General features: G+C 65.2%; 5 protein-coding genes and 1 pseudogene. All 6 read right to left on the reverse strand.

The window, feature by feature from the left end; translation table 11 throughout:
• Positions 1-48 precede the first annotated feature (48 nt).
• Positions 49-1,730, reverse strand: a pseudogene (locus tag AHiyo1_RS13005) (ABC-F family ATP-binding cassette domain-containing protein).
• A 34-nt stretch (positions 1,731-1,764) separates the two neighbouring features.
• Positions 1,765-2,370, reverse strand: coding sequence for a TetR/AcrR family transcriptional regulator (locus tag AHiyo1_RS13010; protein WP_059388847.1), 606 nt, complete (start codon positions 2,368-2,370; stop codon positions 1,765-1,767).
• Entirely contained in the window at positions 2,367-2,840 is a 474-nt protein-coding gene (locus tag AHiyo1_RS26770) for an FAD-dependent monooxygenase (RefSeq protein ID WP_253257319.1), read from the reverse strand. The genes AHiyo1_RS13010 and AHiyo1_RS26770 overlap by 4 nt, the downstream gene beginning before the upstream one ends.
• Positions 2,795-3,646 carry an FAD-dependent monooxygenase gene (locus AHiyo1_RS13015; RefSeq protein WP_253257320.1) on the reverse strand — a complete coding sequence of 284 codons (852 nt, stop codon included), beginning with the start codon at positions 3,644-3,646 and terminating at the stop codon, positions 2,795-2,797. Before AHiyo1_RS13015 ends, AHiyo1_RS26770 begins: the two co-directional genes overlap by 46 nt.
• A 204-nt stretch (positions 3,647-3,850) precedes the next feature.
• Complete coding sequence (locus AHiyo1_RS13020) at positions 3,851-4,111, reverse strand: hypothetical protein (RefSeq protein ID WP_059388848.1); 261 nt, start codon at positions 4,109-4,111, stop codon at positions 3,851-3,853.
• A 78-nt stretch (positions 4,112-4,189) separates the two neighbouring features.
• Positions 4,190-4,407, reverse strand: a 218-nt coding sequence (locus tag AHiyo1_RS26775; RefSeq protein ID WP_253257321.1) for a penicillin-binding transpeptidase domain-containing protein, incomplete at its 5' end; no start/stop codon positions are given.

Below are 4,407 nucleotides of genomic sequence, written 5' to 3' on the forward strand. Positions count from 1 at the left end.
CCCGCATCGGGACCCGGGCTCGCCGCCCCCAGGGGAAGCGGCTGGAAGCTAGCGCGCCCGCTCTACCCGCGACTCGTCCCAGACGGGCTCGTCGGACTCGTAGACTTTGCCGTCGGATCCGAAGACGAGGAAACGGTCGAAGGACTTCGCGAACCAACGGTCGTGCGTGACGGCAAGAACGGTGCCCTCGAACGCGTCGATCGCGCGCTCCAAGGCTTCGCCCGAGTGCAGGTCCAGGTTGTCCGTGGGTTCATCCAGGAGCAAGAGCGTGGCTCCGGAGAGCTGGAGGAGCAGGATCTGGAACCGCGCCTGCTGCCCACCCGACAGCGACTCGTACTTCTGCTCGGCCGAGCCCACCAGCCCGTAGGAGTCGAGCGCGCCCGAAGCGGCTTCGCGGCCCAGCCCGGAACGGTGTTCGTCACCGCGGTGCAGGATGTCCAGGAGCGTCCGGCCCAGGAGGTCCGGGCGGGAATGGGTCTGCGCGAAGAATCCGGGTCGGATCCTGGCACCCAGTTTGACGGTGCTTCGTGCGGAACTTCAGCGATTTCGACGTCGGAAACCGGCAAATGTTCGCGCTCCGGGTCGGTGCCACCGGCGGCCAGGAGCCGCAGGAAGTGGCTCTTTCCCGAGCCGTTGGAACCCAGCACGCCGACCCGGTCTCCGAACCAGATCTCGGTGGAGAACGGCTTCATCAGTCCCGTGAGTTCAAGCTTTTCAGCCACCACGGCGCGCTTGGCCGTCCGGCCTCCCTTGAGGCGCATGTGCACGTTCTGCTCGAGCGGCAGGGCTTCGGGCGGCCCGGCCTCCAGGAACTTGGCGAGCCGCGTCTGGGCGGCCTGGTATTTGTTGGCCATGTCCGAGCGGAAGGCCGCTTTGGTCTTGTACATGATGACGAGTTCCTTGAGCTTCAGGTGCTCCTCGTCCCAGCGCTTGCGCAGTTCCTCGAATCGCGCATTGCGGTCGATCCGCGCGTCCACATAGGTGCCGAAGCCGCCGCCGTGCACCCAGGCGCCGGCGCCGTTGATGCCGGGTTCCAGCGTCACGATGCGGCCTGCGGCATTGTTGAGCAGCTCGCGGTCGTGGCTGATGAAGAAGACGGTCTTCTTGGATTCGTTGAGTTTGCTTTCGAGCCAACGCTTGCCGGGAACATCGAGGTAGTTGTCCGGTTCGTCGAGGAGCAGCAGTTGGTCAGGTCCGGAGAAGAGCGCCTCAAGCACCAGCCGCTTTTGCTCGCCGCCCGAAAGGCTCGACGCCGGGCGATGCTGTGCGCGGTCAAAGGGGATGCCCAGTGCGGCCATGCAGACCTCGTCCCAGACGGTCTCGACGTCGTACCCTCCGGCGTCTCCCCAGTCCACGATCGCCTGGGCGTACCGCATTTGGGTGGGCTCGTCGTCGTGCTCCATCATGGCGAGCTCGGCGTCCTCGACCGCCTTGGCGGCCGCGGCGAGGGCCGGCGGCGCAGCGGAAACGAGCAGGTCGCGGACGGTGGATTCGTCGCGGACCTGGCCGACGAACTGGCGCATGATGCCCATCGTGCCGGAACGGCCTACCACTCCCTCGTCAGGCGTAAGGTCACCCGCGATGATCTTGAACAGGGTGGTCTTTCCCGTTCCGTTGGGCCCGATCAGGGCTGTTTTGCTGCCGTCCGGGACCTTGAATGTCACTCCGTTGAGCAATTGGGTGCCGTCGGAGAGGAAGTAGTCGATGCCTGAAACGTCAATATGGGCCACGCGTTCAATCTTCCCACGGACCGCGGGGGACTCCTCAGCCGCCCAGGTGGTCCGCACCAACCGCGCCAGTGAGATACCGCTGGATTGTCGGCCCCAACGCCCGGACGACGACGGCGTGCGGCGCCGAGGCGATCGGCTCCAGTTTGACGAGGTATCGGGTCAGGATGAGTCCGGAAAGCTGCGATGCCACCAGGTTTCCGCGCCACGAGGCCTCTTCCGCAGGCACCCCCAGGCCCGCAAGAAGCGGTTTGATAGCGCGGTTCAGGATGAACTCGCGGACCAGCGCGGCACTCCACTCGTGCTGCATCGCCGTGCGCAAAACCGCGACGCCGGCTGCCCCCGCTGGCGAGTCCCACACGGTCAGGAAGCGGGTCACCAGCCTCTCCCCGACGTCCTCCCGTGGCCCGTTCAAGACAGCCGACACGTGGTCCTTGGGATCCACGGGTGATTCGAGCGCAGCCATGAACAGCTGCTCCTTGGTGCCGAAATGATGGTTGATCATGGACGGATCCACGCCGGCCTCGGCCGCGATGGCCCGGACTGTTGCGGCGTCATATCCTTTGCGGCTGAACTGTTCGCGGGCCGCCCTGAGAACTGCGTCCCGGCTGCTCACTTGTCCGGGGCGGCGCCCCCTGTTCACACCGACTTCCGCGTCACGGCGGACTTCCGGCGCGCGAAATCGGGGGCGTGCTCCGGCCGCGGGCCGAAGGCGATCATGAGTGCTGGAAGTTTCCGGAACCAAGGAACGTGGAGCGCGACAAAGACCACTGGACTCGGCGGGCCCATCAACCGGCCTTTCACAGCGGGACCGAAGACCGCTTTCTGAATGACAAGCTGCACATTCTGGATCACCACGGTGGGGAACCATCGCCGCTTCTGCACCGAAGCGAGATCTGACTCGCCAAGGGTGCCTTGAAGCAATGGGCGGGCGATGCGCTGGGCAGCGGCGACGGCATCCTGGATGGCGAGGTTGATCCCCACACCGCCCGCGGGAGACATGGCGTGGGCGGCGTCTCCGATGAGGAGCAGACCTGGTTTGTGCCACGGCTTGATCCGGTTGAGCTTCACGTCGAGCAAATGGAGATCGTCCATCGAGCTGATTTCGTCCACGCGGTCCGCGAGATCCGGGCGGATGCGGGCCACGCGGGCACGGAAGCTCTCCACCCCTTCTGCCCGCAATTGCGGTCCTTGCCCTTCTCCGCGATGTAGGCGATCTGGTAAAAATCCTTTCGGGTCAGGCTGAGGAGGACATCGGCACCGGAGAAGCGGGGCATGATCGAGGCCAACTGTTCCTGCTCGTCCGCGTGCCGGGAGAGCCTGAACCACCAGGTGTCGAACGGCACGGGGAACTCGCGGGGGACCAGTCCTGCCTTTTGCCGGAGCACCGAGCCGCGGCCGTCGCATGCCACCGTCAACGTCGCGCGAAGCTCCCCCGTCCCGGTTTCGACGCCGGTTGCCGCGTCCCGGGTGCGGTACGCCACCCCGGCGACCTTCCCGCCGTCGTCGTACAGCAGGTCCGTGGCCTCAGTGTTCATCCGGAGCGTGAACTGCGGTTCCTGCTCGGCGGCGTCCACCAGGAAGTTCAGGAGGTCCCACTGCGGAACCATGGCTACGTAATCGTAAGGCGGCTTGAGGCGGTCGAAGTCGGCCAGGGTCACTTCCTTGCCGCCCGCCGGGAGTTTGAAATTGCCGAGCTTGCTTTGCGGCAAGGCCCGGAATCCTTCGCCCAGCCCAAGCTCATCCAAGAGCCGGATGGTGGAGGCATGGACGGTGTCGCCGCGGAAATCGCGCAGGAAGTCGGCATGCTTTTCGAGGACCGTGACCTCGACGCCTGCCCTTGCCAGCAAGAGTCCGAGCATCACCCCCGCGGGACCGCCACCCACGACGACGCATGTGGTGCTTTCAGGCTGGTTCATGGCCACTCCCGGAGTTGAACTTCATTGCCGCAACTAATTCAACAAGCGTTGAATTAAGTGTGCACCCGCCGGAAATACCTGTCCAGAGGGCGCCCATCCCCCCTGCGACGCTCGCTCACATATCGCCCCCTTTCGGGCGACCCTCGCTCACATATCGCGGCGAATCCCGTGCAGCTGGGCCTGCCGCGGTCAGGAAATGTTCCGTTACGAGCCGGTGCGGCCCGGGTACGGGGTGTGTGGCAAGTTCGCGATGATCGCTGCGAACAGGACAATGTAGGCAACGAAAAACAGGACCCATAAGATGAACAGGCCGATCCCCACCCAACCGAGGATCTTTCCATCCTGGGCCGCTACCCCGAATCCCTCGGCTTTCTTAGCCTGCATAATGGCCAAGGGTCCGAAAACAACGCCCAATGAGAAGATTCCGATCACGCCGAACACGGCCGCCAGGCGCGCGTGCCTCATGCCCTCCATGTACCACTGCAGCTGACCCATGCTCACAGGGCGCTGATCGGACGGTGGTGGGTCAGCGGTCTGCGACGCTCAGCCGGCCGCGGTCAGGAACGACTTGAGCAACGGGCCGCTGGTTGTTGCACCGAGGCCGCCGTCTTCCACGAACACTGCCACGGCCAGGTCTCCGTGCACTGCAACGATCCAGGCATGCGTCTTGGGCGGGTTGTCGTTTCCGAATTCGGCCGTCCCGGTCTTCGCGCCCACGGGCGCCCCCGGCACCGAGGCGAGAAAACCGGCGTGGCCGGAGG

This window comes from Arthrobacter sp. Hiyo1, assembly GCF_001263615.2.
Taxonomy (GTDB): Bacteria; Actinomycetota; Actinomycetes; order Actinomycetales; family Micrococcaceae; genus Arthrobacter.